This window comes from Gordonia sp. UCD-TK1, from assembly GCF_001691435.1.
GTDB lineage: Bacteria > Actinomycetota > Actinomycetes > Mycobacteriales > Mycobacteriaceae > Gordonia > Gordonia hongkongensis.
In genome coordinates this window covers 15,696-42,536 of sequence record NZ_LZMP01000015.1, presented here as the reverse complement: position 1 = coordinate 42,536, position 26,841 = coordinate 15,696, and the positions used below count along the sequence as shown (strand labels likewise).

The window sequence follows — 26,841 nt, the reverse complement described above, 5'->3', positions numbered from 1 at the left end:
TGCGCCGGTCCCCTCACGCGCTCAGGCGTTTGTTGACGGTGGCGTACTCGGGCAGCAGGATGCCCAGCCCGAGGCTGCCGGCGAATGCCGAGTCCTGCCCGCCGTAGACCCGCTGCACCCCGATCCGGGCCGCCGAGGTCATGCCTTCGAGTTCGGCGGCCAGCTGCGGATGGTCGGCGTCGCGCGGGGCGGTCAGTGTGATCAACATGCCGAACCGGGTCAGCCCGGCGCCGCGATGCTGTTCGACACGCGCCGCGCGAGTGTTGTCCACGCGGATCGACGCCGCGGCCGAGCCGATACCGGTCTTGGCCTGCTCGGCGGACAGCGCGTTCTTGAAGTCGGTGTCGACGAGCTTCACTGCTTCGGCCTCGTTGTGGATGCGGTACACGATCGCCACCCGCTTGCGCGGAATGTCCATCCGCGGCACCAGCAGCGGCCGCAACGCCTCGTGAGTGACCGTGCCGGCCGGGGCGTCGGCCATTTCCCAGGTCACGGACCGGTAGCCGTTGTGCACGTAGTGATCCCACTCGGCCTTCGCGCCGGCACACCCGGTGCGGTCCCACCGCAACTCGTCCTGCTCGTCGCGGGAGAGCATCGTTTCCAGCTCGCGGTCGAGCTCCGGACGGAACGCGCGCGTGGCCACCGCGCACAACTCGCCAGCGCTCATCGGCGTGGCATCGAGACCCGCCGCGGCGGCGCGACCCACGATCGTCGAGAGCAGACGTCCGATTGCCGCGCCCTGGTCGGCGACCTCGTTGCTGTCTGCTTCGCGCTGCCGACGGAATGTGATCGACACCCGCACTTCGTTGCGGACCTTCGCCGACATCCGGTATAGCGCCGTCTGCGCCATCACCTCACGGGAGAACTCCGGTCCCTCTTTCGAGGTGATCGCCCGCACCTCGGCGGCGATACGAGTGCCGTTGTCGGGCAGGGTCTCGACCACGACCATCGCCCCGGCAACGTTGTGGGTCTTACCCAGCCCGGACAGGAAGTCGTCCCAACCGCGCACCCAGTTGTTGATCTGGGACTGCTCGACGAGTTCCTGGCCTTGGGGCTGGGTCGAGAGCACCACTGTGTAGTGGTCCTTGGCACGGGCATGGATCAGCCCGAACCGGTGGCCCGAACTCAGCTCGTACTCATACAACCGGGTATCCCCGGCAATACCGGGCATCTGGCACCGACCAGGCACCACACCGAACACACCGCCACGGAACATGGTGTGTCCCTTACGTTTGGCGCTCCAGAACGCAAATCTCACGATCATTAACTCCCAACCAGTACGGCCGCGGCGTTTCTGCACCAGCGGCACCAACACGACTGCGCCGGCCAACAACACGACGCCGGTCATCGCCAAGGACCGGAGAACCATGARCTGCAACACCCCGACGATCAGCACGCCACCGGCGAACAACGTGGCGCCCCACGACATCCCGAACAGGCCGGGTGATTGCGGCTTCTCCCACCGCCCGTATAGCAGGACCTCGTTCGCCCCCGGCGCGGTCACGGCCGATCACCCCGACCGTTCGAGGTCTCGCTCTCGTCGCGGACTACCCTCAGGTGGGCGACCATCGGCGGACCGGCCACCGGGACAGGGAAACAACCGCGGTCGCCCCTTTTGACGATCCGGGCCGCTAGCCACACCATCGCGATCAGCAGGGTGAGGAATGCGATGTTCTGCACCCAGAGCCAGCCCAGCGCATCCGCGGCGAAGACCGTGGACATAGCGGTCACGATGACTATCTCAGGGATTAGCTTCGGCAACAGGACGCTGCGGACGCCGCTGAAGTTGCGAATAGTGTTATCGGTCATCGGTACTGGGCCCCTTCACTGGCCAGGGACGACGATTCGTAGTTGTCGTCGAAGAGGGTTTGCGATGCGCTCATGACTGAGGACGTGGCTTGGCTGACGTCGCCGATGCCGACTGATCCGGTGCCGCTGGTACTCGCCCCGCCGCAGGATGAGGTGGCGGGTTGGGGTCCGCTGCCGGCACCCGCGGCGGTGCTGGCGTCGCCGGGAGCGCCGGTGCCGCCGCCGTGGCGGCCGACGTGCCCGGACGATCCGGTGCCACCGCGACCGCTGCCCGATCCCCCACCGCCGGAACCTGAGGGTCCGCCGGATGATCCGGTGCCTCCGGACAGTCCGCCGGAGCTGGGTCCGGTGGGTCCGCCCATGGACCCCATCGACGCCCCGGACATCGATGCAGTCGACCCGCCAGCGGCCGATCCCGCGCTGGCCGCGCCGGATGCGCCGCCGGTGGCGACCATCGTTCCCGCCGCGGTGACCGCGCCGGCGGCCATCATTCCGGCCTGCAACCCCGACCCGCCCGACATCGCCGCGCCCGCTGAGATCAGCTTGGTGAGCATGGGCAGGACCAGCACCGTCAGTGACAGCAGGATCAAACCCATGAGCGCCATCTGGGCGTCCTTAATGGACCCGACGTTGTGGCCGGCGAGCTTGAATGCCACCCAATACACCAGGGCGGCTACGGGTTTCCACAACAGCAGAGCGATCGTCCACTGGACGAGGCGGGAGAACGCCATCTTGCCGATGGTGGTGCCGCCGAAGCTGCCCACCACCGGGATCATCGCGACGACCACGGCGAGCATGGCCTGGCGGCCGATGAGTAGCACCGCCTGCAAGATGCCGCCGAGGATGCCGCACACCGCGACGATCAGGATCAACCCCGAGCCGAGGGTGAGGAGATTGGCTGCGGCGAGGTTGGTGATCAGGTTCTCGTTGTCCTTGGTGCCCTGCTCGAGCAGCCAGTTCGACAGGGCGTCGCTACTCGCGGTGCACGCGGTGAGCACCCCGCCGAACATCCACGCCCCGAACACCGTTTTGGCCAAGCCCATGAACGATTCCTGCGCCTCGTTCATCACCGCCTGCCGTCGTGCCATGACCAGCCGCCACGACCCGATCAGGATCGACAACGCCAGCCCGTAGAGCTGGATTTGCACCGTGGCCTTCTGGATCTCCTGGACGACCGAGTCCTGGGCGTACTGCGGGGTGGGCAGTTTGATGAACCACGCCAAGGTGAGCTGGAGTATTTTCACCCAGCCCTGGGCCATCGACTTGACCATCGACTTGAAACCCTCACCGGCAGCGTCTTTGAACGCACCAGTGGCCGACTTGGCGCCAGCACACGCCAGTGGGCCGGTGAGCAGACCCAACGGGCTCGATGCGCACTCTTTGAGGTTGTCGACCACACCGGGGGCCGCCGCGGCGACCGGGACCATCTGCGCGCCTGGGTCCTCGGCCGCGTCGCCGCCCAGCGGAACACGCAGGATGAGCACGGCGGCGAGGACGGCTGCGATGAGTAGGCGCCGCGGCCATGGGGTGTGGGTCAGAACCATGTCGACCACGCCGGGTTGTCGATGTACTCCATGAGGCCCTGGTCGGTGGAGAGCATCTGCTCGGTGATGCGCAGTTTCCAGCGGCCGTCGTCCCACACCACTGGCATGTGGCCGCCGCCGTAGACGGTGCCGTTGGTCGTCGGGAACTCCTCGGGCGCGGGGAACGGCCCGAACGCCCATCGGATGGAGGCGGCGTTCTCGGTGTAGCGGTCCGGGGTGATCTGCACCGCGGCCGGCATCGTCTGATACTGCGGGTCATTGGTGACCGCGAGCATCTGCTGTTTCAGATCGGCGGGACCGACCACGGAACTGTCCACGACCGCCTGACGCACATTGTGCGGACCGAAGGTGGCGCGCAGCAGGATCTGCAAGCTGGCCAGCGCCGCGCCCTGGGGGGTGCGGCTGAATCCCGAGGGCACGCCGTCAGGGCTGATCGCGGTCGGGCCGTCGCTGGTGCTGAACGGCATCGGCACCCCGTACACCTTCTGCCACTCCAAGCCCTGCGGTGCGCGCAGCGGGCTGGTCAGCTGTGCCGGTGAGGTTTTCGCCCCCTGATCGAGGACATGGCCGTTCGGGGCGGCGGGGATGCGCATACCGCGGCCGAGGACGTCGACGTCGTTGCCGAGGTAGTCCTGGCCAGGATCACCGCTAGGCACCGCCGGTGTGCTGACCGGCGGTGGTGGTGGGGGCGGTGCCGCGTCGTCGGCGCTGTCGAGGCGGGAGCCGGCATAACCGACTGCGACCACGATCGCCACACCCACCAGGGCAAGGGCAATCCACACGATAGGCCGGTTCCACCGTCGGCTGTTCGTGGTGTCAGTGTCGTTGTCGCTCATCACTGGTCACCACCTACGACGGTGCGTTCGCGACCGGCGGGCACCGCATAGAAGCTCACCGTGAGTGCGCAGACCGCCAGAACGAACGCGGTCAGTGCCAGCCCAGTCCACCCGATCACCGCCAGGCCGATCCCCGCCACCACCAGCGTGGGCACCGACAACAGCGCTACGCCGGTGCTCGACCACCGGGGAACCGGGTGGCCGTGCCGGTCGGTCATGGACGCGACCGCCGCGGCGATGAACCCGACAGTGATCGCACCCATACCGATCAGACCGAGGGTGCCGTTGTCGATCCACAACCCGGTTTGACTGCACACGCCACCGACCACGCTCAGGCCGGTGCTGGTAGTCAGGGTCGTGCGCAGGGCGGGTGGCAGGGGATAGAGCGTCAGTCCGAGGGCGGAAGTCATGTGCTGGCTCCTTGTGCGATGCACCGGTTTCGGTGACTAGGAGGGGTTGGGGAGGTCGATCATGTCGGCGGGCGCGGTGTCGATGGCCTGAACCCGTGGGGTCGTGTTGTCAGTGGGAGGCAGTTCCAGGAGCCAGTCGCCGGCCAGTGACCAGCGGACGGTGGCGGTGGTGCGGGCCAGTGAGTCGTCGGGTTGGCGGGTGATGATGCCGACCGTGGCCGCCTGCGGGGTGTAGGAGTCGACGGTGTAGCCCTCGACTTGTGGGGCCTTGCCTGTGGCGACCGGGCCGACGATGGAGATGCGCACCCGGTCGATGGACCACTGGTCGCGCGCCGGTGACGGTGCGACGAGTGTGCCCACCACCGTCGGCCAGACCTGGTCGTTGGCGATCGACATGCGGATGGTCGCCGAGATCGCGGCCAGCGCCGCCCCGGCACCGGTGTGGTCATAACCGGTTGGAGCCGACCCGTAGCAGTCCTTGGGGCCCTGGTCGGCACACGGCACCTTCACACCGCCAAACGTCGTCCAGGTGACGTCGCTGGGTGGTGCGGTCGGTTCCGGGGTCGATGATGACTGCGCAGCCGGGTCCGGATCGCCGCCGCAACCGGTGAGCAGACTCGCCGCGACGACCAGCGGAGACAGGGTCGCAAGCAGTCGGGTCAGAAGGACACCAGAGCGCCGGCGATCCCTGCCGCCGACGACCCGATGATCAAGCCCACGATGACTCCGAGCGGGGTGTCGGGGGGTTCGGCGTGCGGGTTGTGATGGGCGTGGCCCATCTGCCCACCGATCCAGAACAGGCGCCCCACTCCGGCCAGGCAGATCAGCCAGAAGATCCAGCCCAGCAGTAGCTCGAACGGCTGTGTGACCGTGTCGGGTAGGTCGGCGGCGAGCTGCGTCACCAGCATGTGTTGTCCTCTTCATCAGGCTGTGAGCGCACCGACCAGAGCGCCGGCGATCGCGATGATGACGCAGCCGACGCAGGTCTTGGCGACTTTGGAAGCCGATTCGCTGTCCGCGGTGCCCTGATGACGGTCGAAGCCGAACTTGCCTCCGGCGATCATCAACGCGGCGACCGCGGCAAGGCAGGCACCCCACCCGACCCAGGACACGAGCAGCATGAACTTCTCCGACCCGGGCGGGGCTTGAGGCGCGACCTCGATGTCGGCGGTGTTGAACCCGTCGCCAGGTGCAGCGAGGAGATGGACGTCGGTGGCGAGGAGTTGCACCTGTCCGTACGCGGTGTGGACGATTCCCATGGCGTTCTTCTTCCTTCGGTTAGGCGACCGTCGATGACGGGTCGCTGTGTGCGGCAGCGTGATCGGCTGCCAAGTCGTCGCAAATCTGCTGCCCAACGGCGGCGATCGCGCTGGGGACCGAGGCAAGTACGCCGTCGGAGCTGGCACGGGTGGCCTTGACTCCGTCGGTGGGCCGCCAGGTCGGTAACTGCCGGTGCAGCAGCGGGATCAGCGCTTTGAGCCACGGAATGCGGTAGGAGTGCGGGGCCAGCTCAGCGACAGTGCGGGCGTAACGCAGGACGTCTTTGCTTGCCCGGCCAGGCTCGGCGGCCACGGTGATCAGCCCGCACACCTGCACGCCGAGTGGCGCGGTGCCCTCGTGGGCGGCGCGCAGCACGTCGGCGGCCGCGGCGATTCCGCTCATGTGCTCGCGCGCGACCACCAGCACCCGGCGGGTGGTGGCCGGCGAGGTCGGCCAGCATCGACTGGTGTCGGCGGCCGGCGCCCACATGGTCGCAAGGGTGCTGACCCCGGCACCGCCATGAGCGCCCACCAGTGCGAACAGCGGCGGAAATTCGCCGGTGACCGGCAACGGTTCGGTACGCACTGACAGTCGGATGGCGGTGTGGCCCAGCATGGTCATCGCGACACCGCCTGGTGGCTGATGGCCGTGCCGCCGTCGCGGGTCAGCTCGGCCAGTGTCGCGAGGGCGTCCCACGTGCGCGGAGACAGCCGTTCTTGGGCGTCGAGGTCGAGGGTGGTGCCCGACCCCAGCACGGGGTCGTAGTCGAACGCGACCACCGCCGCCGCATGGCCGGTCATCGCATCGTGGAGCATGTCGGTCAGCGCGGCGTGATTGAGCGTCGGGATCTGGCAGCACACAACCAGCACCGTGTGTTCGAGCACGCCTGCGGCCTCCCAGAGGGAGAACACCCGCCGTGCGCGGTTGATCAGGTCCGGGCGCGGCCCGAGGACCAGAACCGGTGTCGCTGCACCGGTCTGGTGGTGATCGCGGATCGTGGCGGCCGCGGCGTGCGCGCGGGTACCGGCATCGACCACCGGGATCGCAGCCCCGGTGGTCGATGCCTCATACAGGGCCCGGGGAATCGAGGACCCCTCAGACGGCGACGCGTAGAGGGCGGTGGGAATCGAGGACCCCTCGATCGGGGACCACAGTGTGGTCCCCCGCCCCGATTGCCACCAGCCCTTGTTCCCGAGCTCGTCGGCGCCCAAGCGCTCGACCATGTCGCCATCGGTGTGCGACAGGTCAACCCACCACGAACGCTCCCCCAGCTCGGCGGCCCGGTAGTCGGCCAGCAACGCTGACACCACCGAGGTGCCCACGCCCCCGCTGGTCCCGCACACGATGACCGGCCGGTCACGCACGACGTCCCGCGTGGGCTCGGGTGCGCGCCCGCCGACCCCGATCAGGGGGCGGTGTCCGGTCTCGGTCAACCACGACGCCGATGCCGTTGGTTCGCTCATGGTGGGTATTCCTTTCTCTCGAGGTGGAAGCTGCCGCGCCTCAGTGGTGAGCGGGTGTCTTCTGCTGGCCAGGCCAGGCGACATGGATGCCGGGCACGGCTTTGCTCAGCTGACCGGTGGCCTCTTCGGTCCACTGCCGCACCGTTTCCTGCGCCTTGGCGCCGCCGGCACCGAGGGCGTTGTAAGGTGCGCGGGCCTGCTCGCCCGACCACCCGGCGCGCACGGTCTGACCGGCCACGTTCACCGACGCGGACACATCGCCGCGCACGTTGACCTGGTAGTCCACCGCCGGTAGCCCTGCCCGCGCCGCGTCGGGCGCGGCCAGGTGCACCTCGAACTGGTTGGGGCCGGGCGGTGCCTGCTGCGGGGCGGTGCGCGGCCGAGGCTCGGGCTGGCCGGGAAGCCGGGGCTGGGCCGGGTTCGCACCCGGGTCCCCGGCGCCGAGAGCATGCGCGAGCAGACCGCCGACGGCGCCGCCCGCGACACCACCGACAACCGCGGCCGGGATGCCCAGCGCCGCAGCGCCAGCGGCCGCGCCGATGCCGGCGCCGATAGCTGCCGCGCCGGGTGTCTGGGGTCCCGGGACAGGGAAGGAGCCGACACCCAGACCGATCCCGGCGCCGATCAGGCCGCCGCCGACGGCACCGGTGACTGCGGCAGGAACACCGAGGGCGAGCGCCCCGGCGGTGCCGCCGCCCATCACGCCGATGATCGTCGCCGCGGCCTGGCGTGACGCCTCGTCCTCGGACACGCCCACGCTGATCAGACCCTGAGCGATCTTCGCCTCGCCATAGGCCGACCACTCGTTGATCGAGTTGATTTGAGCTTGGGTGATCCCAGGGAACTGCTTCTTCACCTCATCGACGGGCCTCACGATGTTGCCGATACGCACCATCTCCGGCGGCGGCGCGATCGGCTTCACCGGCGGCGTCGGACGGGGCGCGGTGTAGGGCCGCGACGGCGCCGGGGTGTACGGCCGCTCATAGGTCGGCTCGGTATAGGTCTGCGGCGCGACGTAGGGCTGATACGGCGCCTCTTGCGGCGGTGACGGGATGAAACCGCGACCCGGCGGGGCCGGTGGCGCGGAGGTGCCGCCCTGCTCGGGGGCTTGCGGATTCGATGTGGTGCCGCCCTGCTCGGGGGCTTGCGGATTCGAGGTGGTCCCGCCTTGCTCCGGGTCTGCCAGCGCCGGCCCGGCGCCGAGGCCGGTGGCCAGCGCCCCGACCACGACCGCGGCCGCAATCGCCCGATGCCGGGCCACGCTGTGTCCTCCCCGGATGCTGTGTTTTCCATTTGTCATAGCTGTGTCCTTTCGATCCTCAGATGCGTTGGGGTCCATGGGGTTGTGTGGACCCGGGTGGGTGTGGTGCTGGTCCAGGCGGCTAGGTGGTGTCCTTTCTGATGGACGAGATCCAGGTTTTGCCTCCGGCCTGGACGGTCTGGATGAGCTGGCGGTACACGGTGGGTTGCCCACCGTCGGGAGGGGTTTGGGTGAGCTGGACGGCGAACAGGCCGTTGCCGCGGTCGGTGATCGTCAAGCAGTGACGGGTATCGGCGGGGATCGCGTCGATGCTGGCCTGCAAGGCTTGGGTGGTGCCGACCCCGTTCGGGGTAGCCACGGCGCGCGCGGCGGCCCCCGAGCGCTCGACGTAGTACGCGTGGTCGAATGCCTTGATCACACCCGGTCCTGAGCGTTGGTCGCCGGCATCGTTGCCCACCGTCACCGGACCCTCGACGCCCTCCGGGCACTCGTCGGCCACGACCGGCGGTGCGCTCGCAGCCGCTCCACCGCCGAGGGCTTCCACCGGGTCACGCGTTCCAGCACTGTGCGTTGCTCCGCCAAAGATGTTGAACAACAGCGCTATTCCAGCGGAGGAAAAGAGCACAACCACCGCCGCAGCCGCGATGACAGCACGGCGAGACGCCTGCGGCCGCGGCCGTCGTGGCGGAGGCGGTGTTGAAGCGATCGGTGCAACGAACACCTCCGCCGGGGCCTGCGGTTCGGCGGGACTCTCCGGTTCGGGCTCGCGGTAGGAGTCGACATCAGGCTCGACCGACTCGGGCTCCGGGATGGGTTCGACGGCGGGGGCGCCCAGCCAGCCCCATTCATCGCCGGACGTCGCGAAGTCCTCTGGCTGACCCTTCCTGGGGCCGACCAGTCCCGCTGAGATCAGCTCGTCGGCCAGGTGCTGGGCCGGGGTGTCGCCGGTGGATGCCCACGCCGGCACGGTGTCGAACCAGTCGGTTTCAGTGTGGTCAGAGTTGTTGGTTGTCAACAAAATTCTCCTCCCCCTTTCGGGATCGGGATGAAGGAACAGAGACCGCTTCCGACCGCGTCAGGCGGCGGGAACCGGAGCCGACGAAGCCGGGACCCCAGACGGGACCGGCTCGGCACTCGGCGTGCCCGAGGAGGGCATCGGGAACTGTGTGACTGTCGATTCCGACGACGTCGCCGATTCCGATGATGACGGCGAGGTGACCTCGCTCGTCGTGGTGTCGGGAAGCGTCGGGACCACCGCCGCCGACGACGGCAACGCGGTGTCAGGGGCGAACAAGGTGTCCCCGCCAGTCGACGACTGCGGCAACGTCTTACCCGCCAGATCCGCGGCCAGTGCGGCGAACCATGTCGCCGTGTAGGCCGCAGCCGACACGCCAGCGGCGGTCGACCCGTTGCTCGTGTAGCTGCCGTGTTGCTGCGCGGTCTGCCAGTAACGCACCAGGTTCGACACGTCGAGCAGTTCGGAGTTGTCGGAGATGTTCTGCTTGACCGCAGTGAACGCTTCGTCAGCCCACCGGTTCACCGTGGAGGGTGGAACCAGCTTCACCGTCGCCTCGAGTGCTTTCGCACCCAGCATCGCCAGCGCCGCTGGCGGATTCGCGAGACCAGTGGTCGCCAACGCGGTGATCGTGGCGGGGGTCAGCACTTCCTTCGCAACCGTGACCACTGCATTCAGGCCGATCGTGCCGACCTTGACCAACGCGCTGAGCGCATCGCCGGTCGACGGCAACGGGGTTCGTGGATCGGATGCCACCGCCAACCGCTGCGAAATCGACTGACTCGGCTGATAGGACAACTCGTCGAGCGTTTCGCCTTGAACGTCCTCGTTGATCAGCGGGACCGCGGTCTTGACCGTAGTCAACGCCAACGCCTCGGCCAGAGAGGTCAACGTCTGCACCGGATCGTCCTGATCCAGTTTGCTCTGCCCAACGATGTTGGTCACCAAATGCGTAACGGGGGCATCGGTCGGAGCGTCACACGCCAAATCGCCGCTGGCACAGTACGACGCAACCCGGCCGGCGAGGTCGCCATAGTCGCTGGACGAGTCCGCGACCGGGCCGATACCGCCGCCCTCAGGCATCGGCTGGTTCAGCGCCGGCACCGTCTCCAACGACGATCCGGACGTACCCGGGGCCGGGTCAGGGCGGGTCGCACCCTCGCGGCCCGGGAACAGCGGAGACGCCTTCGGCCGCGTCGGGTCACCAAACAGCGACACCCCCGCCACCCGGTCGGCGGGCACCGGACCCCTGCCCTGTCCGATGTCGCGGGCAACCCGGCCGAGGGCGAACGCTCCCTGCGAGTAACCCGTCAGCGCAAAGTGAGTGTCGTCGCACCGATCTGAGATCTGTTTGAGCATCGAGTTCGTACGCTTCATCGCCTCGGTGACAGACTCGTCGAACTTCATGTCCGACCCGGCCGTCGCGCCGCCGAAACCCGCCGGGTACGGCACGTAGGCCCGTTGCACCAGTGAGCCGGCCATAGTCAGCAGCGGCTTCATAACCGCCGACAACATCCCCGAATCCGTCGTAGGACTCGCATCAGCCGACGACTGACCAGTCCCCTGCACGCCAAGCACATACAGCTCCGGGCAGACACCCGCAGCGGCAGCCGGCGAAGCCGCCACCGACGTGGCTCCCCCCGCCACCATCGTGGCCGCGGCCGCGAACGCAAGCGCGCGGTCTCGTGTACGTCGCCTCACCGCACACCCCCGAATCCGAATGGGTATGCCGTGTGCCATGCATGGCGCCACGCACTCAGCTCATTTCCCGGAGGTCCGGTAGGCACCAGCAGATGCCCCACCGCACAGCGGGGCTCCGAATTGAGTAGCGCGCCCGGCCCGGCCTCCGAGCCGATCACGCACACCATTCCCGGGCGCCGGGCGGAGCACTCGAACGATGTCCGGCCCAGCAGTTCAATCCCGGGATTGGCGCAGAAGTCGGCCTCGCGCCGACCCTGGGTACTGTCCACCAGATGTGTCACGTCGCGTCCTCGCTGTCTGAGAAAGGCAGCAGCAGGAACGACAAGCTAGGCGTTTCACGCCGCGCAACGGCGGTAGAATGTGAAACGCCGAACTCACTGCCGCTCCAACGGCAACCGAGCTAGGTATCCAAATTGCTGGTGGGCCGGGTGAGGTTAGACGGCAAATCTGGGCCTCACCCGGCCCGTCGGTATGTTCTTCCTTCTGCCAATCAACTCATCTGGCGGAACGACCTCCTTCTATGACCTCAAAATAACACACCGAACTATAGTTACACAGTGTGACACCAAGGAAGCGGGCCGAGAAGATCGAACGTCGTGACCTATCGACGCAGGACGAGGTCCGACGGTTGAGTCGGAAGGTGATCAGGGGCTTCGATCCGCAAGCCCTAACTGACTTGCGTCGGTCCCGCGGGCTTAGCCCTGGTGAACTCGGCAGAGTGGCGGGAGTGAGCGAGAACGCCATCCGATACTGGGAGTCGTCCACGTCCTCCCCCCAGATCGACAAACTTGTAGCGGTGCTCAAGGTGCTTGAAGCTCCAGTTGCCGCGGTTGTCTCCATAGATCGGTCCGATGCGTTGCTCTCGGATCTACGTATCCTTGCCGGGCTGACGCAGCCCGAGCTGGCGGCTGCCGCGGGCATACCCACCTCCACGCTTGCTGCGCTCGAACGCGGGCATCGTCCTTTGTCCGAGAGTGCTGGCGGCGCACTGGCTGTCGCTTTGGGGGTCTCTAGGGATGAAGTCCAGGACTCATACGAGCGCACACGCACCCAGCCGCCTCGAACCACGAGGTTCTGAGCGCGCATTGCCTGTCGGTCCCTCTCGATCCCGGGTATGGGCGTTAAGCGGTTTGAACGATCACTGTTCGTGGTCACAGGCGGGTCCCTCTCGCGTTTCTCCCGGCACGCCCGCTTAGGCCCGCTCGCGTCACAATCCTCGGCTCAGGTTGCCGGGCGCCAGGTTTGGAGACTCCTCGTTCGGCACACGTCTGCGGGGGTAGTCGTGGCGCAAGAAAGTGCGCTATATCGACAGTTAGGGGTAACATGTGCATAACATCGTCGTACATTACCTCTAGATGCCCTGATCCGCTACGCTAACGTGACCGACGCCTGAGAATTTCCGGCCATGAGACGAGGGTTTAGTGTCAAGCGCGACCTCGTTACGAAGACGCCGCACAAAACCGAATAGGGTGCGAGGTGTGGCCAACAACCAGCGCTTCGGACGGCTCGTCGAGGCTCGGCGCCGAGAGCTCGGCATGTCTCAGTCCGCCGTCCGCGAGGCTGGAGGACCAAGCAGCCTGACGGTGCGGAGGCTCGAGCACGGTGAGATAACACAGCCGGACTTCGTGACCTTCGGAAAACTTGATCAAGCGCTTCAGTGGGTGCCCGGCAGCGCGGGTCGGGCCTTCCAAGGCGGAGAACCGACTCCAATCGCAGGAGATGATGTTGGTTCCAGCGCGTCTGCACGAGAAGAGCCAACTGACCCTCGCACCAGGCCAGCCCAGCCAGTTACGGCCTTCGAGCACGGTGTCGTTCTGCGTACCGACGCGCTAGCGGAACTCACCCGTAACGGCCGGGCGCTCGACGCGCTACCTGACGATCTGGCTGACGACGTCCAAGCGGGCATCTCCGAACTGCGGTACACGATCGACAGGCTCACCCGAGCTTGGATTATCCGCCTTGCCGAAAGCTTTCGGAGAGAAGGCAACCTAGCCGATCTCGTGATCGCCCTGGATGATCATCTCCGGTCGAATCCCAGTCAGGGGACCGCTGAGGATATTGACGACCTTCGGTACCTTCGGTGGCTGGCCGGCTACTACCAGAACCCGTCAGATGAAGAGCGTGAGCGGTACGAACGCCGATTTGCGCGCAGTCAGTGAAAGCAGGAAATGTGATCCCACCTCTGAACGAGCGCATCAGCAGGCTCGTCGCTTTTGGGCATAGCAGGCATGAACCGCCGCTCACCGACCGTCAGATAGCGGACAAAGTATCCACTACGGTGAATGCACCAGTGCCCGAAGACCTAATCCGCGGACTACGTGAAGGTTCGGAGACGGTCGTGCCGACCGACTTGGTTGCGCCGCTGGCTGCCGTGTTCGGCCTCTTCGACGTCGCTTACCTTGCCCCAGAACATGCCTCGCTCTCCCCCGATGAGGTCGATCGAGTTCTGCTCATGCACGAGAGACTCGAACTCCTCAGTGAAGCTCGCGATCTGGGCGTCCAGCACATAGCGACACGCGACGTCGATCAGGATCCACAGCTCATCTCTAAGCTCAAAGCAGCCCTAAACGCTATGACGAAAAGGAGCTCACCCGACGCCGATTAGGCGAGCAGCAGGGTGCTGGGCGGCCCAGGCATTCGCAACGGCCTCCAGCTCTGCATCATTGGTAGCCCAACTGGGCCGCGCCGCTGATACCAGCATCCTTGATTCTGGGGAGGAGTCGCCGTCAGCGGCCCTGTGCTGCTCCGCGAACTTCCGGCACGCCTCTCCTAAGACATGGGCGCGTCCGTCGGGAGTGTCGGGCCACACGGTATCTGGCGGTAAGTACCGTGAGACCGCAAAGATGATTTCTTCCAGCTCAATACGCATCCTGAATTCGCGCTCGGCCTCGCTGGGCAAGCCGTCGTCAGGTCCAAGTTCAGCGAGACGATACGCGGGCGCAACAGCGGTGAGGTCGCTCCATAGAGGCCGCAGCTGAGCCATTCGATCCGCAGGTCCGCGGTTCAATCCGAGTCTGCGACGGATGTCCACCACCACCGCCGGGATACCGACTGGTATCCACGGCAAAAGCGTCGGATACAACGCAAGGTCGTTGCGCACCATGGAACGGGGCTCGGTGAGCGGGCCATCGACGCCAGCACTCATCAACCAGCCTGCTCCCATCACGAGGAGCAGGTTAAAGGCGCTAAACGCAATCGCCAGCGAGAGCAACGTCACCAACAGGCGGCGCGCGCTGGTTGTCGATTTCGCCATTTGCCAGAGGGTTGCAGCGACCACGAGCTCGGCTGGAATGAAAAGGAAGCTGTGCAGGGTGAGGTAGGCCCCGGTGCGCCAGGAGCCATTCAGCTCTTCGACGGCTAGGCCGGTCTGACGGATCGGCTCGTGGATGACCAACAGAGCGATGCAGACCCCAACGACGCCCGCAGTCAGGGCCGGCCGCACCCACTTTCGGACGTCGCCGGTCCGTGATCGCCAGCACAGGCCTAGAAGAAGAAGCGCAGCAGCCGAACACACCTGCAGCATCGCTCCGATGAGCCGGACGTCGCCCAGCGTTATGTGCAGATGGGCAATGACCCAATCGTGGACAACTCCGATCCGAAGGGCGGCGTAGACACCAATGAACAGCGCATACCAGTGCGCTGCGGTCGTCGTCGGTCGACGGTCCCGAATGATGAGCATTCTGTACGCGATGAGTAGCAGACCGAAGCCAACGCCAGTACCGACTATCTCGAGTGGGACAGCGGTAGTGGTCTGGTCGATGAGGGTTTGGCTCGGAGTCATCGCTTTACAGGTTCGAAGAACGCACTAGCGATCCGATCGAACCGGCCGTCGCCGCGTTGCATGCGACTGAGCACCGCCAACCGCGTACCGACGAGTTCGGCGGCGATCTCCTCGGCCGAGTCAAACACGCTGCGGTGTAGCACGCGCTCGACCATCGCGAGGTCGAGGCCTTCGGCTAAACCCTTCATCGCCTCGGGGTTCCACGAGTCGCCGCGGTGGTCGCACAGAATGTGCCCGATCTCGTGGAAGATTTGCTGGCGCTGGTGGCGTTCGCTGCGTGTGTCGTCGTAGTTGATAATGAACGCGTCTCGAGTGACCCAGAGCAAGCCACATGAACCCGGTTCGCCGGCCTCGGGCGCCTCGGTTTGCCAGGGCGACAACTTGATCTCGCGGTCGTAGCGTTCCTCTACCCAGGCGCAGAACTCATCGACCGTCCACGGTGGGATCAAAGGAATCTGGGCCAACACCTGTTCGATGTGGCCGGACGATGCGGCAGCGTTACGTCGCCGCAAGAAAGTTCCGGTCATAGCTCAATACCCCTAGACCCGCTATCGACCTTTACACACAACGTCTGACAGTCTGGGGTGCGCTTACCCCGCCCGAGGCCCCCGTTCGAGAGGACCCAAACACCCAGTGCATACCTTCACCTCGGATTCACTGACGCTACAGGTTACCGAACATGGCCCTACGGACGGCGAGCCGATAGTGCTGCTGCATGGCTTCCCTCAGGATTCGACCTCTTGGACGGCTGTCGCTGAGATTCTGGCCGCATCCGGCTTCCGCGCGCTCGCCCCGAATCTGCGCGGTTATTCTCCAGGAGCCCGTCCCTCGGGCCGGTCAGCGTACGGCTCCAACCAGCTGGTGAGCGACGTTGTGGCTCTTCTCGACGCAAAAGGCCTCGACACAGCCCACGTCGTCGGTCACGACTGGGGTGGGGCGCTCCTGTGGACACTGCGTAAAACGCATCCTCACCGGATCGCCTCAGCGACTGTGGTCTCCACTCCTCACCCGGCAGCCCTTGCGTGGTCATTCACGCACTCTGCTCAGGCGCTACGGAGCTGGTACATCGCCGCGATCGCGCTTCCGGCGCTTCCCGAGCTTTTCCTTCGCCATCGACTTGCCCAGTTCATTGCGTCAACGGGCCTACCGGTCGAACGAGCGCAGTACTACCAGCAGCGAATGCAGGAACCGGGCGCTGCTACCGCCACTTTGAACTGGTACCGGCAGATGATGATCGAGCAGGTGCGTCCACCGCAGAGGCCGAAGCGGGTAGGAAAGACAGACCCGCCCCCCACCGCTTATGTGTGGGGAAGTACCGACGCGTTCTATACGCGCGCGGTCGCCGAACGCACGTCGCATGTCGTCCGTGATCTCACCTTCTCCGAAGAGATCGAAGGAGGAGGGCACTGGCTACCTGAGACCCATCCGGTCAGGCTAGCCGCAGCCATCCGTCGTCAAGTCGAGTCCAACGCTTCGCGATAGCCTGTCGCCTGCGAGCGAGGTTTAACCGAGGTTTGCCGTAGGGTTAGCGATATGTCGCACACCTACGGCGTGTCGATCCCGCGATTTCCATTTCTGCGCGGAAGAATGGCCGCCATGGCCGGTCGACCGCGCAAAGACCCCTCGGGCAAGTCCTTGGTGACTTTAAGTCTGTCTCCGACAGAGGCATTGAAGACAACGATCCAGTCGGCCGCGAAGGCCCGCGGGATGCATGTTGTCGACTACTTGGGCGCCCTCGTTGCGAATGATCTGGGCCAGCCTATTCCCGGCGTACCACCGTTGAAGGAGGTTCTACCGCTGCGTGATAGCGCATAACGGCATAGCTGAATAGCGAAACGCCCCCGGCGGCAACCGAGGGCGTTCGCGAAGTTTATGAGTGTGAGCGGCAATCTCGCACTCAGTGTGACCCCGAAGGGACAGTCTTGGAGGACTGGTCTCAGGGTAGCGCGTACCCTTTTGTTCGCGCTAGTTCTGATGAACGCGTGTCGGATCACGACTCGGTTACCGAGTCGCGGTGGTCCGAGGTGTACCGGCTGCTGCCCGCGCCGGGTGGTGAGAGTTTCGCGCTGGCGGGCACTGCGACGGCCAATAAGGCTCGTCGAGAGCGCAGCGGTAACCCGATTGAGTTGATCACCGAGGCCGAACACGCCGGCAGCGGCAAGGCCATCTGGGCGGTCGTGGCCCCGATACGCAGCGATCTACTAGTGATCGACCTCGACCGTTGCGCAGAACAGGTGTGGCCACGCCTACGCGATGTGCTCGGTGACTACTCAGCGACCACCGCTTATCTGGCTAGGTCCGGTAGCCCGGACTCCCTGCATGTGATCCTCGCATGCCCCTCCCCTGCGTCTGAGCGAGGAATACGCGAGTTCCTTGCGGATCTACGCCGCCACCTCAATCTGTCGGCTCGTCGCATCGACGTGCTGAGCCAAGGACATCTGCTACGTCTGCCGGGCAGCGCCTCGCTGAAACCCGGCGGCCATCACTGCACACCGGTCAACGACGACCTCACACCCATCACCACCGTCCAGACCGCCGAGAGGCTGCGCACTGCCCTCGGCAGCGACGAACCAGGACCCGTGCAGGCCACCTTCGCCCGCCACGACGACGGGTGGTGCGTGCAGCTCGACGCCGAGGTGTATCGCTCCGGCCTCGAGGTAGAGGTCCATCGCCGCGACGGTCAGGTTAAGCGAGTACGTATCGGCGAGGTCGTCGCCCATGCCGGCGATCGAGTCCGCGCCGCAATCACCGACGACCTCACCCCCCACTCCCCTGCCCCGGCCCCGATGGTCGCGCTGTCCTCGGCTGCACAGATGCACGAGCTGGCACCTGACACCGACGATGCGGATCAGCTGCAATGGCAGGCACCGCGAGCCTGGCGGCGACGCACGTCTATCTCGGCGCAGCAGTGGCGCATCCTCAACGACACCGGAGGTGAAGACCGCTCGGCCGCGGCGACGGCCGCGGCATGGGTGCTCTGGGACGTGGGCCTGCGGTCGTTCGCCGCAGTGAGATGGTTCTACGCGCACTGCCCAGCGTTTGCGAAGTTCCGTGACCGCGACGGTAACCGCCGGCGCGGCCGTTCAGCGTGTGCCGCGCACTGGCGGAGCATCACTGAGCGTGCCAGTACCCACCGGCCACCGCTGGACCCCGCCGACCAAGAACTCGTCGACGACGCCCTGACCGAGGTCGCCACCTGGGACGATCCAGACCTGGTCGCGGCTGCCGTCGCAGTCATCACACACCGCTACACCGACGGCCACGGCCTCGTAGATCGCCCGATCGCCAAACGCTGCCTCGCGACCTGGATGTCGGTCTGCGACAGCCGTGCATTCGTCCACCTCCAACGCCTCCAGGAGCGCGGCCTGCTCGTGCGGACCCGAGACTGGCGGGACGGACCAGTCAACGAAGCCGCGCTGTACTCGCTGCGGGTGCCAGATGAGTTTTACCGTGGAAATGGTGACCATGACGTCACAGACCCCCTACGGCTGCACCCCCTCTGGGGGCAACTAGGGCACCACGCCCACGGACTATGGGCAGTGCTGTCCCGCGAGGGACAAGCGATCCCCACAACTGAGGTGACAGCAAAGTCCCCCCTCCCCACCGGCGGTACCGGATGGGGAGTGCTCGGTCTCCTACACACCCTTGGTTCGTTGGGGCTGGTCACACGGACTGGCACGGGCAAAGGAACGCGCTGGACTGTCGCCCCTGACCAGGCCGGCTCAGAGGCTGTCGACGCTGCGGCCACCTCGAGCGGGGCGTTCGAGCGGGCGAAACAACTCCGTGCGCGGATCGTGGGCGAACGCAAGGCTTACCACGCGGAAGGACCTGGTGAGCGTGCCCGCATGCGCGCCGGTCTGAAGGTTCTCCGAAGCAGACTCACCCACGCCGACGTGGCGGGACGCGAGCAAGGCAGTCTTTTTCCAATGCTCACCGCGCATGACGGTCCTTTCGACCGGGCTCCCGGACGCCGTCAGCTAGAGGATCATCCTTAGAGGTCGTCCGATTGGTGGCACCACGAGCGACGTCCACGCCAAACCGAACTCGCACCCGCTATCTGTGCTAGTGCAGCTACTATAGCTAGCAATGCTATGGCCAGTAAGTTGACGAGACCGGCAGCCCTCGCGGGGAGTCCGGCCGCCGGGCCCCGGCAATAGGTGTGGTGGGCCGAACAGGAGCGGGGCCAGCTCCGAGCATCGTGTTGTCCAGGGGCGCTGCCAGGGATTTCGCAGGTACAAGCTGCCCTAGCATTCCTAACTAGCGAAGGGTCACTAGCAACGTCCGCTGTCATAACACGCACCGCTGTTCTAGCTACCAAAGCTACAGTCGCTGTGCGTGTTGCACTAACTTCAGTCGCTAACGTAGCTACACTAGCGTAGCTAGGTTGCTAGCAGTAGTAGCCGCCAGTTGAGGAGGGAGTTGAAATGCAACCGCGCAGAATCGCGATAGCGAATCAGAAGGGGGGCGTCGGAAAGACCGCAACTGTCCTTGGTCTGGCGTCCGCTCTCAGTAATAGAGGGCAGAACGTGCTGGTGGTCGACATGGACCCTCAGGGGAACGCCACCACCGGCCTCGGTGTCGAGGTCACGGACGACGCGGTTACCTCCTACGACCTCATGGCTCAAACCAAAGAGGGCACCGCGGGTGATGCTGTGGTGGCGACTCCGTGGGATCTGGTTGATCTCATCCCGGCGAGTGTGTCGTTGGCGAACATCGAGGCCGATGGAGCGAACGACCTGATCTTCCGCCTGGACGTCGCATTCGAGGGAGTGGACTTGTCCCCGTACGCGGTGGTCCTGTTCGATTGCCCGCCTTCGTTGGGCAAGCTCCTTTTCGCCGTGCTCTGCGCCGCCGATGGTGTTGTTGCCGTCACCGAGCCCACGATCGACAGCGTAGGAGGGGTCAGCAATCTCGAAGACACGATCCGAAGCGTCACCCGTCGACCGAACCCCCAGCTCTCGTTCGACAAGGTCGTCATCAGTCGCAAGCGAAACACTGGCGAGCACACCTTCCGAGAGCAGGAACTGCGGGCAGCCTACGGCGACCTGGTCGCCTCGACCACGGTTCCCGAGCTCGCTGCGCGCCAAGATGCGCACAGCGCCCACACGCCGATACACAAGTACCGCGGGGGCAAATCGCTTGCCCTGCAACTGGCGTACTCCGACCTCATCGACGAACTCGATCTCAGTGCAAAGGAGACGGCATCATGAGTGGTGTCAATCGAGCCCCAGCAATTCGCCGGCACCATCCAGCTGACGACCTACCCGAAAGACCAGCCCGGCCGGCCGCCGCGGCGGAGGCGCCTACCCAACCTGCGGAAGCGCCCCTCGCGGCCGCTCCGGACGTGCGGCAGACCGGGGGAGAGGTCGAAAAGATGACGGAACAGCACAACGTGCGCATCCGCCCGAGTGTCAAGGCGCGTGCAGTCCGCGCAGTGGGCAAATTGCGGTACGAGACAGGCAACAAGGACGTTTCGTTGCAATCGATCACAGACGCAGCCTTGGACGAATACCTGCGGAAACACGGCTGCTAGCTGACCTAGCTAGGGACGCTAGCACTGCTAATTCTTGGAGGTCCTGGTGGTGATTGGAGCACCACCAGGACCGGCGACCAACAGAAATGGAGCTGTTGATCTATGTCCGACCCTACCCACGCCCGCAACGCCGACAATGGCGCGACGAGCGCCGCGAGTGTCGCGATCGCGGTTGTTCTCAGCCTGATTGTTGTCGGTGCTTCATTCACGTTGAGTTTCAGCGCATTGACCGACCTCGCACGTATGTCCGGCGCCATCCCTAAGCCCTTGACGCCTCTGCTGCCTGTCGTCGTCGACGTCTTCATTTTGCAGGCCACCTGGTGTGTCTACGTCGCGACGCGACGTCGCGACGACGCCGGTAGGCACTACCACTTCGCGATGCTCGCAATCTTCTCGACAGTGAGCGTCGCCGGTAACGCCGGCCATGCATTTCTCGCCACCGACCAGGGCGTCATGCGCGGACTCATGGCCGTGGCTATCGCGATCGTCGCACCTCTAGCTCTGCTCGCCTCTATCCACGGACTCGTTATGCACGTCTGGACTGGTGGTGGGCCAGAGCTTGAACAGACCAGGGACCACGACGAGCCCGCCGCGCAGAGTGGCACGGACATGTCGGTGCGTGCACGGGATGCGCTCGACACGAGTGCGTCCTATGCACACTCGCAGGTCACCGCCCCGCCGCTCCACGTCGAAGCACAACCTGTCGCTGGTGCGCACCTCATCGGCCTTCAGGAGGTCGACGAACAAGTCTCCGAAGACGACCTGCAACTCGCTCGTCTCGTATGCAGTAAAGGCCGGCTGAGAAACGATGAGCGCGCCGTCGCTCGCGTGCTCGTCGCCGAACGCCTCCGCGTCTCCCGCGAAGACGCCGCCGTGCTCACAGGTGTGCACAGAACAACTATCGGACGATGGATGGAACTCGCGGCTGAGTGCCGCCCAGAAGTCGTCTCGGACAGCGAGCGTACGCGCATAGGCGTGCAGTCAACGCTCGTAGACGCGTCATGAGCGTGCGCAGAAACGGGAGCGGGGAAAGGCAAAAGTGCGCGAGCGCTCGGAGGTGGGTAGCGGACCGCGGACCTTGGATTTCCCCTTGTCAGGTCGCTGAAGCGATGGCCGCCAGGATGGCCTCACGATCACGACGATCATCCGCGGCTGCCGCCACCCCGTCCAGATAGGTGGCGAAGTCGTCGACCAGGTCTCGGCCGACTGTGCTGAGAGCGTTGATCGCCGACGCTGGGGTAGCGACCGGGAGCCCTCTACGCATGGTGACGTCGGTGCCCCAGCTCAGCGGCCGCTCGAGGCCGAGTACGTCAGCGGTACTCGACCGTTCGCGCGGTTTTCCGGTCTTGATGACCGCCAGTTGCGGAGGCGAGACAGCCTCGGCGAGGCCGTGTAGTGCGAGGGCGGTAGTCGCGGTAACGACGTAGTCAGGCCACTCGGCTGCCAATCGCTCGGCCGGGAACAGGTCTTTGCCGGCGGCGACCCATGCCAGTCGGGCGGCATGAAGATCACCGGACCGGATCCTGTGCGGTCGGCGCATCACCCCGTGAGCAACCCCTTCGAGGTAGCCGGCCTGGCGCAACCGTTTGAGATGGGTGTGCGTCACACCGAGCCGTAGACACTGGCCGGTAGTGATGAACCCCCACTGCTGGGCCAGCACGCCGTCGATGGTGAGCCATTGCCGCGTTAACAGCGGACTTAGGCGGGGTAGGGAAGCGGGGGTCACGGGGGCCGATCAGTTGTCGTCGAGGTGGGTCTCCATTGAGTCAATCATCTGGCCAGCGTGGGTGATCCGGCTGATGAACCGCAGAACGTCTCGCCGAACATGGCTGACTGGTCAACTCACCGCCCCGGTAGCTCTGTCGTCCGACCAGACGACAACGCCAAACTGGCGGGCTCGATACCGCGAGGCGTGACCTGCGCCTCACTCGTGATACGGTCGCGAGCTTGTCGTCTCACTGTGCTAGCTTTCATTCGAGAATCAGCAAGGTGCAGCGAATTTCGGGGAATCCACTGCTACCCACGGGGGGAACACGGGGCGACTAGTACGCCCCTGCTTTCTCGCCATCTGTTCGGACTCCCGACACTTGCGTGCATCGAATAGACAGCAGGGGAGACCTTTTCATGATCCGGCGACGGACCATTCGTGTTCTGATGGGGGCCCTGGCCCTCATGCTCACACTCACCGTGGGTGCCCAGGGCACCGCCAGCGCGGTCGGTAGCTCGCGCTATCTCAAGACCCAAGACGGCATCTACCTCGCAGTCGAGCAACGCCAGCTCCACATGCGCACCTATCAGCCGCTGGACTCCTCGCCGATGAGCCGCGATGTCTACCTCGGCGGCAAGACCCGGGCCACGATCAAAGGCCCCCGCGGCACTTTGATCCAAGGCGCCACTTTCGAATCCGGCTACCAGGTTGGCTACCCGGTGAGCTTCGCCGCCTCCGGTGTCAGCATCACCCTGAGCACCCCGAGCCTGAGCGTCGGCGGCAACATCAACATCAAGGCCCCCACGCCCGTCACCCCGAGTCCGGTGGACGGCGGCCTCACTGCCACCGTCAACGTCATCCCGGCCCAGACAGTCGCGTTCACCGTCGAGCACGGCGGCATCAAGACCGTGCCACTGGTCAAGGGCGCCATGGGACAGGCGTTGGCCTACGCCGACTTCGGCGGCGTCCAGATGCTTGTCAAAGCCGCAGTCGGGCCGGTGACCATCCGGCAGTACACCAAGATGACCGTCCGCACGAGCGCCGGTCAGTCCGAGGTCGTGACCTACGGCCCCGCCTGGAAGGTGTAACCAGCGATGGCAAATGAGACCTCGACACCACGCGGGCGCCACCGACTCGACGAAGCCGCGAGTAGAACGGGCCGGACCTGGCTGCATGTCGCTGTGCCCGCAGTGCTGGGCGCCGGCGTCATCGCCGCCGCCATCGTTGCCGGCGGAGCCAGCATGGGAGCACCAGCGGGACCACAGCCGAGTGTGGTCGTCGACCGCCAGCTCGTCGACACCACCACGACGGTGCCGACCGACCCCACTGAACCCACTGATCCGACCAACCCGCCAGCCGATGGCGGCAGCACCACCTACAACACCACCATCACCGAAGTGCTGCCCGCTGGCCCACCACCAGGAGGATTGCCCGACGGTGACGAAGACCAGGACCAAGCGCCGCTACCGGGTGGTGCTTTCGTCCTCGGCGAACCCGTACCGCAGGTTCCCGAAGCCGGTTCATTCAACCTGCCCTGACCGCACATGCCGTTGTGTAGCAACAAATCCCATCCGAATGAAGGAGATGTCAGCATGACCATCACCACCAAGATCCGCGCCACCGTGGTCGCCGGGGCCGTCGTCGCCGGTATCGGCGCATCCGCGCTCGTCGGCGGCCTCGCCGCCGCACCCGCGCAGGCCAACACCTACACCTATGACGGCCTCGTCCAGTGCGATGCATGGCGCAACACGGTCCTTGCGCAGAACCCCAACCTCGGCGCGACCGCCTGCACTCAGGGATTCAAGGGCTGGCAGTTCAGCACCTACCAGGCCCCCACGAAGCAGCCTCAGCTCACCTGGTGATCACTGGTAAGAATCCCAATGACTGCGCCCCGCCCGGCACGATTGCCGGGCGGGGCGCAGTTCTTTGTCCTGTACGCGTCGAAGGGGCTACTGCACCATGCCCGTCGGTGCGCACCAATTGTTGTAGCAAGTCAGCTGAGAGAACGAGATTGGGTCTTTGCGGCTGTTGAGCACATTCGGCGACACACCACCGTTGTGTGACCAGTCAACACGGTTCGTGGTGGTCATAGTGCCGCTGTCGTAGACCTTGCCGACGACCTGGGCGCCATTCTGGCAGGGACCCACGCTGGTAACCCTGGCCTGCTCAAAAGACACGACAAACGACTGATACCCCGTCGCGTACCCCAACTGGTGGGCGCTGGCCTTAACCCACGGCGACGGACTCGTGGTGTGATTGGCACTGTCGGTGATCGGAACTAGTGACCCCACAGCAACATCCGAACATGGCGTCGAATCGCTCCATCCCTTCGGATACGCCGCGGAGGCCTCTGCCGTCACCAGTACCGACACCAACACCGCCCCGGCCACTGTCCCGAGCACTGCTCCAATACGACGATGTGCAAGCTTCATAGATGAATCTCCCCGATCAGCGTTCGCGCAGTTGCGAACCCACTCACCCTACATCGCCTGACAATGTCAAAAACCCTGCGCGATAGCGGTTCTCGGAGAATCGGACAGTGGAACAACGTCGCCTAAGGCGGCGGGATGCGCCCTCGTTGTGTACGTGGCTTCGAGCTGCGGTGATCAACCGAGGCCGGTTGCAAGGCCCGCTGGTAGGTAAGCGATAGGAGGTCGGCGGGGGCGCGTGCGGTCCCAGACTTCCCGATCCGGGCACACCCCCGCCTACTCGAGCAGACTACACGTCCCTCGAACACTCATTCGATCACGGGTTAGACTGTCAGCATGTTCGATCACTGGCCCGACACCCGGACACTGCGCGTGTTCGACCCGCCGCGGCCCGTGCTGATCGACATGGCGATCGCGGACCCGTCCTGCGGCCGGTCTTACGCGGCCGGCGGGGGAGTGTCGCTGCGAGTACGCGCATCCGGCGCGCGCATCGAGCCGACCATGCCCGCGTCACTCTTGGCCTGGTTGCAGGTCTCAAATGGGTTGTGGCGCGGTGTATGTCAGATGCCGGTCGAGAGCGCCAACCACGTCTCGTCCGCGACCATCACGATGTGGGTACCGCCCGAGGCCCTGCGACCGCGAGAGGATGCCACCGAGCAATGACCGAGAATACCGATGGGGTCGGCCCCACTAATCGGGTCGCGCCCAAACGGGGTCGCGTGACGATGGGTGAGCTGACGTTGATCGTGCGGCCACCCGGCCGGCCTGGCCGACGTTCGGGTCTATACCGACGATGAAGCGGCCGAAGCCCAGGCGTACGCCTCCGAGGTTGGCGGCCAAGTCGAGCAACTCTCGTAGAAGACACAAGCTGACTCCGCTGCGCTGCGCTGCCGCCCTCCCCGGTCGGGTCGGTTGCCCCAGAATCCAGTGTGGTTGCGTGCGGTCCGGGGACAGCTGAGGTCAGGACCTATCGGCGGGTTCGGGCCAGATCACTTCGTCTGGGGTTTTGTCGGTGCGGAAGCCCTTCCATGAGGAATGTCGGAGGCGGCGGGTGATCTCGCGGTACTCGATGGTGCCGACTAGGACCGGCTTCACCCATCGCACGTTGCTGATCCTCGTGGGGGAGTGTTCTGCGGTGAAGGAATGGCCAGGGTGGGCCACCGCGGTGAGCTGGTCGGCGATCTCGCGGCGCTGTTGCTGGGTGAATCCGGTCCCCACCTCTCCGAGGTAGACCAACTCACCTGACGGCCGATACCCGCCCACCAGCAGCGACCGCACCGCAGTCGGGCCGCCGGTCCACCCGCACACGATCACTTCCGCGCTCAGCCGCAGCGGGACCTTCACCCACGACGGCGACCGTTGGCCGCGCAGGTAATTCGACGCCCGCCGTTTGGCGACCACGCCCTCCAAGCGGAATTGCTTCGCGAGCTCCAGCATCGGTTCAGCCGAGCTGTCAGGCCAATACGGGGTGACCTGCACCGCCCTGGCGCTCGTCATCGCGGAGTCGAGCAGTTCCCGGCGTTCGAGGTAGGGCAGCGGTGCAACGTCCTTGCCGTCGAGCTCCAGGACGTCGAACAGATAGAACGCGGCCGGGACGTCGGTGAGGAGCCGGCGGCCCGGCCGTGGGGTGTGCATGCGTCGTTGCAGAAGCGAGAACGACGGTCGCCCCGTAGCGTCGAGGGCCACGATCTCACCGTCGACCACGACGTCGCGGCCACCGCTCGCCGTGCGCAGAGCAGCTGTGATCTCGGGATACGTCGAGGTGATCGGGCTCAGGTTGCGGCTCAACAGCAACACCTCACCGCCGGCAACCCGGGCTGTGCAGCGTTGACCGTCATATTTCATCTCCCACGACCAGCCCGAACCTGACGGAGCCCGACCTGGGGTCGCGAGCATCGGCGCCATCGAAGCCATATGTTCCACTGTCCTCGCTCACCCACCGGTCGGTGTCTATCTCCCCGAGGGCACAGTCATCCCGCGGTGACCGCAGACACGGTAGTGCTGGTTGACGACTGAGGCCGCCGACCCGAGTGGGTCGACGGCCTCAGTGTGTAGATGGACGGTGCCGGTCAGTGCGCCTCTCGGCGTGTG

At 65.6% G+C, this 26,841-nt stretch carries 29 protein-coding genes and 1 pseudogene; 12 read left to right on the top strand and 18 right to left on the bottom strand.

Going from position 1 to position 26,841, the window contains the following annotated elements; all coding sequences use genetic code 11:
* Positions 1 to 13: 13 nt before the first annotated feature.
* From A9310_RS10635 to A9310_RS10575, 13 genes are all read right to left on the bottom strand, one after another.
* Positions 14 to 1,504 carry an SCO6880 family protein gene (locus A9310_RS10635; RefSeq protein ID WP_065630584.1) on the bottom strand — a complete coding sequence of 497 codons (1,491 nt, stop codon included), beginning with the start codon at positions 1,502 to 1,504 and terminating at the stop codon, positions 14 to 16.
* Positions 1,501 to 1,809 (bottom strand): hypothetical protein, encoded by a 309-nt coding sequence (locus A9310_RS10630; RefSeq protein ID WP_065630583.1) that lies wholly within the window; start codon positions 1,807 to 1,809, stop codon positions 1,501 to 1,503. Before A9310_RS10630 ends, A9310_RS10635 begins: the two co-directional genes overlap by 4 nt.
* A complete protein-coding gene (locus A9310_RS10625) occupies positions 1,806 to 3,353 on the bottom strand; it encodes a hypothetical protein (RefSeq protein WP_065630627.1) in 1,548 nt (515 codons plus the stop codon). Before A9310_RS10625 ends, A9310_RS10630 begins: the two co-directional genes overlap by 4 nt.
* Positions 3,344 to 4,189, bottom strand: coding sequence for a hypothetical protein (locus tag A9310_RS10620; protein WP_065630582.1), 846 nt, complete (start codon positions 4,187 to 4,189; stop codon positions 3,344 to 3,346). Before A9310_RS10620 ends, A9310_RS10625 begins: the two co-directional genes overlap by 10 nt.
* Entirely contained in the window at positions 4,189 to 4,599 is a 411-nt protein-coding gene (locus tag A9310_RS10615) for a hypothetical protein (RefSeq protein ID WP_065630581.1), read from the bottom strand. Before A9310_RS10615 ends, A9310_RS10620 begins: the two co-directional genes overlap by 1 nt.
* 36 nt (positions 4,600 to 4,635) lie before the next feature.
* Positions 4,636 to 5,109: a hypothetical protein gene (locus A9310_RS10610; RefSeq protein WP_254661227.1), complete on the bottom strand. Its 474-nt coding sequence runs from the start codon at positions 5,107 to 5,109 to the stop codon at positions 4,636 to 4,638.
* A gap of 149 nt (positions 5,110 to 5,258) precedes the next feature.
* Entirely contained in the window at positions 5,259 to 5,507 is a 249-nt protein-coding gene (locus tag A9310_RS10605; RefSeq protein ID WP_065630580.1) for a hypothetical protein, read from the bottom strand.
* Positions 5,508 to 5,522: 15 nt separating this feature from the next.
* Positions 5,523 to 5,858 carry a hypothetical protein gene (locus A9310_RS10600; protein WP_065630579.1) on the bottom strand — a complete coding sequence of 112 codons (336 nt, stop codon included), beginning with the start codon at positions 5,856 to 5,858 and terminating at the stop codon, positions 5,523 to 5,525.
* A 19-nt stretch (positions 5,859 to 5,877) separates the two neighbouring features.
* A complete protein-coding gene (locus tag A9310_RS10595) occupies positions 5,878 to 6,480 on the bottom strand; it encodes a DUF6668 family protein (protein ID WP_065630578.1) in 603 nt (200 codons plus the stop codon).
* The gene (locus A9310_RS10590; RefSeq protein WP_065630577.1) at positions 6,477 to 7,322 is read right to left on the bottom strand and encodes a hypothetical protein; all 846 of its coding nucleotides are present in this window, start codon (positions 7,320 to 7,322) and stop codon (positions 6,477 to 6,479) included. Before A9310_RS10590 ends, A9310_RS10595 begins: the two co-directional genes overlap by 4 nt.
* A 40-nt stretch (positions 7,323 to 7,362) precedes the next feature.
* Positions 7,363 to 8,583, bottom strand: coding sequence for a hypothetical protein (locus tag A9310_RS10585; RefSeq protein WP_254661226.1), 1,221 nt, complete (start codon positions 8,581 to 8,583; stop codon positions 7,363 to 7,365).
* Between the two features lie 121 nt (positions 8,584 to 8,704).
* Positions 8,705 to 9,598, bottom strand: coding sequence for a hypothetical protein (locus A9310_RS10580; RefSeq protein ID WP_254661225.1), 894 nt, complete (start codon positions 9,596 to 9,598; stop codon positions 8,705 to 8,707).
* A 60-nt stretch (positions 9,599 to 9,658) separates the two neighbouring features.
* Positions 9,659 to 11,248: a cutinase family protein gene (locus A9310_RS10575; protein ID WP_139104591.1), complete on the bottom strand. Its 1,590-nt coding sequence runs from the start codon at positions 11,246 to 11,248 to the stop codon at positions 9,659 to 9,661.
* Positions 11,249 to 11,858: 610 nt separating this feature from the next.
* On the opposite strand from A9310_RS10575, the gene A9310_RS10570 reads away from it, so the two are divergent.
* From A9310_RS10570 to A9310_RS25570, 3 genes are all read left to right on the top strand, one after another.
* Positions 11,859 to 12,377 (top strand): helix-turn-helix transcriptional regulator, encoded by a 519-nt coding sequence (locus tag A9310_RS10570; protein WP_083207343.1) that lies wholly within the window; start codon positions 11,859 to 11,861, stop codon positions 12,375 to 12,377.
* Positions 12,378 to 12,777: 400 nt separating this feature from the next.
* Positions 12,778 to 13,458, top strand: a complete 681-nt coding sequence (locus tag A9310_RS10565) for a helix-turn-helix domain-containing protein (RefSeq protein ID WP_254661224.1) — start codon at positions 12,778 to 12,780, stop codon at positions 13,456 to 13,458.
* An 11-nt stretch (positions 13,459 to 13,469) separates the two neighbouring features.
* On the top strand, positions 13,470 to 13,904 hold the full coding sequence (locus tag A9310_RS25570) for a hypothetical protein (RefSeq protein WP_139104583.1): 435 nt from the start codon (positions 13,470 to 13,472) through the stop codon (positions 13,902 to 13,904).
* Here the strand turns inward: A9310_RS25570 and A9310_RS10555 are convergent.
* Together A9310_RS10555 and A9310_RS10550 are read right to left on the bottom strand one after the other, a co-directional pair.
* Positions 13,887 to 15,080 (bottom strand): DUF6545 domain-containing protein, encoded by a 1,194-nt coding sequence (locus A9310_RS10555; RefSeq protein WP_065630573.1) that lies wholly within the window; start codon positions 15,078 to 15,080, stop codon positions 13,887 to 13,889. The genes A9310_RS25570 and A9310_RS10555 overlap by 18 nt on opposite strands.
* Positions 15,077 to 15,607, bottom strand: a complete 531-nt coding sequence (locus tag A9310_RS10550) for an ImmA/IrrE family metallo-endopeptidase (RefSeq protein ID WP_065630572.1) — start codon at positions 15,605 to 15,607, stop codon at positions 15,077 to 15,079. The genes A9310_RS10555 and A9310_RS10550 overlap by 4 nt, the downstream gene beginning before the upstream one ends.
* A 106-nt stretch (positions 15,608 to 15,713) precedes the next feature.
* Here A9310_RS10550 and A9310_RS25145 point away from each other — a divergent pair, with 106 nt between their 5' ends.
* From A9310_RS25145 to A9310_RS10530, 4 genes are all read left to right on the top strand, one after another.
* The gene (locus A9310_RS25145; RefSeq protein ID WP_083207342.1) at positions 15,714 to 16,562 is read left to right on the top strand and encodes an alpha/beta fold hydrolase; all 849 of its coding nucleotides are present in this window, start codon (positions 15,714 to 15,716) and stop codon (positions 16,560 to 16,562) included.
* A gap of 500 nt (positions 16,563 to 17,062) precedes the next feature.
* A complete protein-coding gene (locus tag A9310_RS10545; protein ID WP_254661223.1) occupies positions 17,063 to 19,075 on the top strand; it encodes a hypothetical protein in 2,013 nt (670 codons plus the stop codon).
* 429 nt (positions 19,076 to 19,504) lie between these two features.
* Positions 19,505 to 20,290, top strand: coding sequence for a ParA family protein (locus A9310_RS10540; RefSeq protein ID WP_065630570.1), 786 nt, complete (start codon positions 19,505 to 19,507; stop codon positions 20,288 to 20,290).
* 425 nt (positions 20,291 to 20,715) lie between these two features.
* Positions 20,716 to 21,618, top strand: coding sequence for a DUF2637 domain-containing protein (locus A9310_RS10530; RefSeq protein ID WP_065630568.1), 903 nt, complete (start codon positions 20,716 to 20,718; stop codon positions 21,616 to 21,618).
* A gap of 88 nt (positions 21,619 to 21,706) precedes the next feature.
* On the opposite strand, the gene A9310_RS10525 is transcribed toward A9310_RS10530, so the two are convergent.
* A complete protein-coding gene (locus A9310_RS10525) occupies positions 21,707 to 22,339 on the bottom strand; it encodes a type IV toxin-antitoxin system AbiEi family antitoxin domain-containing protein (RefSeq protein ID WP_139104582.1) in 633 nt (210 codons plus the stop codon).
* 398 nt (positions 22,340 to 22,737) lie between these two features.
* Between A9310_RS10525 and A9310_RS10520 the strand changes: the two genes are divergently transcribed.
* Genes A9310_RS10520 through A9310_RS10510 form a run of 3 tightly spaced genes read left to right on the top strand, consistent with a single transcriptional unit; the run spans position 22,738 to position 24,183 of the window.
* The gene (locus tag A9310_RS10520; protein ID WP_065630566.1) at positions 22,738 to 23,409 is read left to right on the top strand and encodes an MspA family porin; all 672 of its coding nucleotides are present in this window, start codon (positions 22,738 to 22,740) and stop codon (positions 23,407 to 23,409) included.
* Between the two features lie 6 nt (positions 23,410 to 23,415).
* Positions 23,416 to 23,859 (top strand): hypothetical protein, encoded by a 444-nt coding sequence (locus A9310_RS10515; protein ID WP_139104581.1) that lies wholly within the window; start codon positions 23,416 to 23,418, stop codon positions 23,857 to 23,859.
* A 54-nt stretch (positions 23,860 to 23,913) separates the two neighbouring features.
* Positions 23,914 to 24,183, top strand: a complete 270-nt coding sequence (locus A9310_RS10510; protein ID WP_065630564.1) for a hypothetical protein — start codon at positions 23,914 to 23,916, stop codon at positions 24,181 to 24,183.
* Between the two features lie 87 nt (positions 24,184 to 24,270).
* On the opposite strand, the gene A9310_RS10505 is transcribed toward A9310_RS10510, so the two are convergent.
* Positions 24,271 to 24,753, bottom strand: a complete 483-nt coding sequence (locus A9310_RS10505; RefSeq protein WP_139104580.1) for a hypothetical protein — start codon at positions 24,751 to 24,753, stop codon at positions 24,271 to 24,273.
* A gap of 333 nt (positions 24,754 to 25,086) precedes the next feature.
* On the opposite strand from A9310_RS10505, the gene A9310_RS10500 reads away from it, so the two are divergent.
* On the top strand, positions 25,087 to 25,413 hold the full coding sequence (locus A9310_RS10500) for a hypothetical protein (RefSeq protein ID WP_065630562.1): 327 nt from the start codon (positions 25,087 to 25,089) through the stop codon (positions 25,411 to 25,413).
* Positions 25,410 to 25,608: pseudogene (locus A9310_RS26290) on the top strand (hypothetical protein). The gene A9310_RS10500 and the pseudogene A9310_RS26290 overlap by 4 nt, the downstream one beginning before the upstream one ends.
* A gap of 102 nt (positions 25,609 to 25,710) precedes the next feature.
* Here the strand turns inward: A9310_RS26290 and ligD are convergent.
* Positions 25,711 to 26,646 carry a non-homologous end-joining DNA ligase gene (gene ligD, locus A9310_RS10495; RefSeq protein ID WP_302621812.1) on the bottom strand — a complete coding sequence of 312 codons (936 nt, stop codon included), beginning with the start codon at positions 26,644 to 26,646 and terminating at the stop codon, positions 25,711 to 25,713.
* Between the last annotated feature and the right edge of the window lie 195 nt (positions 26,647 to 26,841).

What these genes read in the sequence shown, in the direction of transcription:
- A9310_RS10530 (WP_065630568.1), top strand. Translation starts at nt 20,716, where the DNA reads ATGTCCGACCCTACCCACGCCCGCAACGCCGACAATGGCGCGACGAGC.
- A9310_RS10620 (WP_065630582.1), bottom strand. Translation starts at nt 4,189, where the DNA reads ATGAGCGACAACGACACTGACACCACGAACAGCCGACGGTGGAACCGG.
- A9310_RS10550 (WP_065630572.1), bottom strand. Translation starts at nt 15,607, where the DNA reads ATGACCGGAACTTTCTTGCGGCGACGTAACGCTGCCGCATCGTCCGGC.
- A9310_RS10505 (WP_139104580.1), bottom strand. Translation starts at nt 24,753, where the DNA reads ATGAAGCTTGCACATCGTCGTATTGGAGCAGTGCTCGGGACAGTGGCC.
- A9310_RS10625 (WP_065630627.1), bottom strand. Translation starts at nt 3,353, where the DNA reads ATGGTTCTGACCCACACCCCATGGCCGCGGCGCCTACTCATCGCAGCC.
- A9310_RS10500 (WP_065630562.1), top strand. Translation starts at nt 25,087, where the DNA reads ATGTTCGATCACTGGCCCGACACCCGGACACTGCGCGTGTTCGACCCG.
- A9310_RS10600 (WP_065630579.1), bottom strand. Translation starts at nt 5,858, where the DNA reads ATGGGAATCGTCCACACCGCGTACGGACAGGTGCAACTCCTCGCCACC.
- A9310_RS10520 (WP_065630566.1), top strand. Translation starts at nt 22,738, where the DNA reads ATGATCCGGCGACGGACCATTCGTGTTCTGATGGGGGCCCTGGCCCTC.
- A9310_RS10615 (WP_065630581.1), bottom strand. Translation starts at nt 4,599, where the DNA reads ATGACTTCCGCCCTCGGACTGACGCTCTATCCCCTGCCACCCGCCCTG.
- A9310_RS10590 (WP_065630577.1), bottom strand. Translation starts at nt 7,322, where the DNA reads ATGAGCGAACCAACGGCATCGGCGTCGTGGTTGACCGAGACCGGACAC.
- A9310_RS10510 (WP_065630564.1), top strand. Translation starts at nt 23,914, where the DNA reads ATGACCATCACCACCAAGATCCGCGCCACCGTGGTCGCCGGGGCCGTC.
- A9310_RS10575 (WP_139104591.1), bottom strand. Translation starts at nt 11,248, where the DNA reads ATGGTGGCGGGGGGAGCCACGTCGGTGGCGGCTTCGCCGGCTGCCGCT.
- A9310_RS10515 (WP_139104581.1), top strand. Translation starts at nt 23,416, where the DNA reads ATGGCAAATGAGACCTCGACACCACGCGGGCGCCACCGACTCGACGAA.
- A9310_RS10595 (WP_065630578.1), bottom strand. Translation starts at nt 6,480, where the DNA reads ATGACCATGCTGGGCCACACCGCCATCCGACTGTCAGTGCGTACCGAA.
- A9310_RS10555 (WP_065630573.1), bottom strand. Translation starts at nt 15,080, where the DNA reads ATGACTCCGAGCCAAACCCTCATCGACCAGACCACTACCGCTGTCCCA.
- A9310_RS10540 (WP_065630570.1), top strand. Translation starts at nt 19,505, where the DNA reads ATGCAACCGCGCAGAATCGCGATAGCGAATCAGAAGGGGGGCGTCGGA.
- ligD (WP_302621812.1), bottom strand. Translation starts at nt 26,646, where the DNA reads ATGCTCGCGACCCCAGGTCGGGCTCCGTCAGGTTCGGGCTGGTCGTGG.
- A9310_RS10630 (WP_065630583.1), bottom strand. Translation starts at nt 1,809, where the DNA reads ATGACCGATAACACTATTCGCAACTTCAGCGGCGTCCGCAGCGTCCTG.
- A9310_RS10605 (WP_065630580.1), bottom strand. Translation starts at nt 5,507, where the DNA reads ATGCTGGTGACGCAGCTCGCCGCCGACCTACCCGACACGGTCACACAG.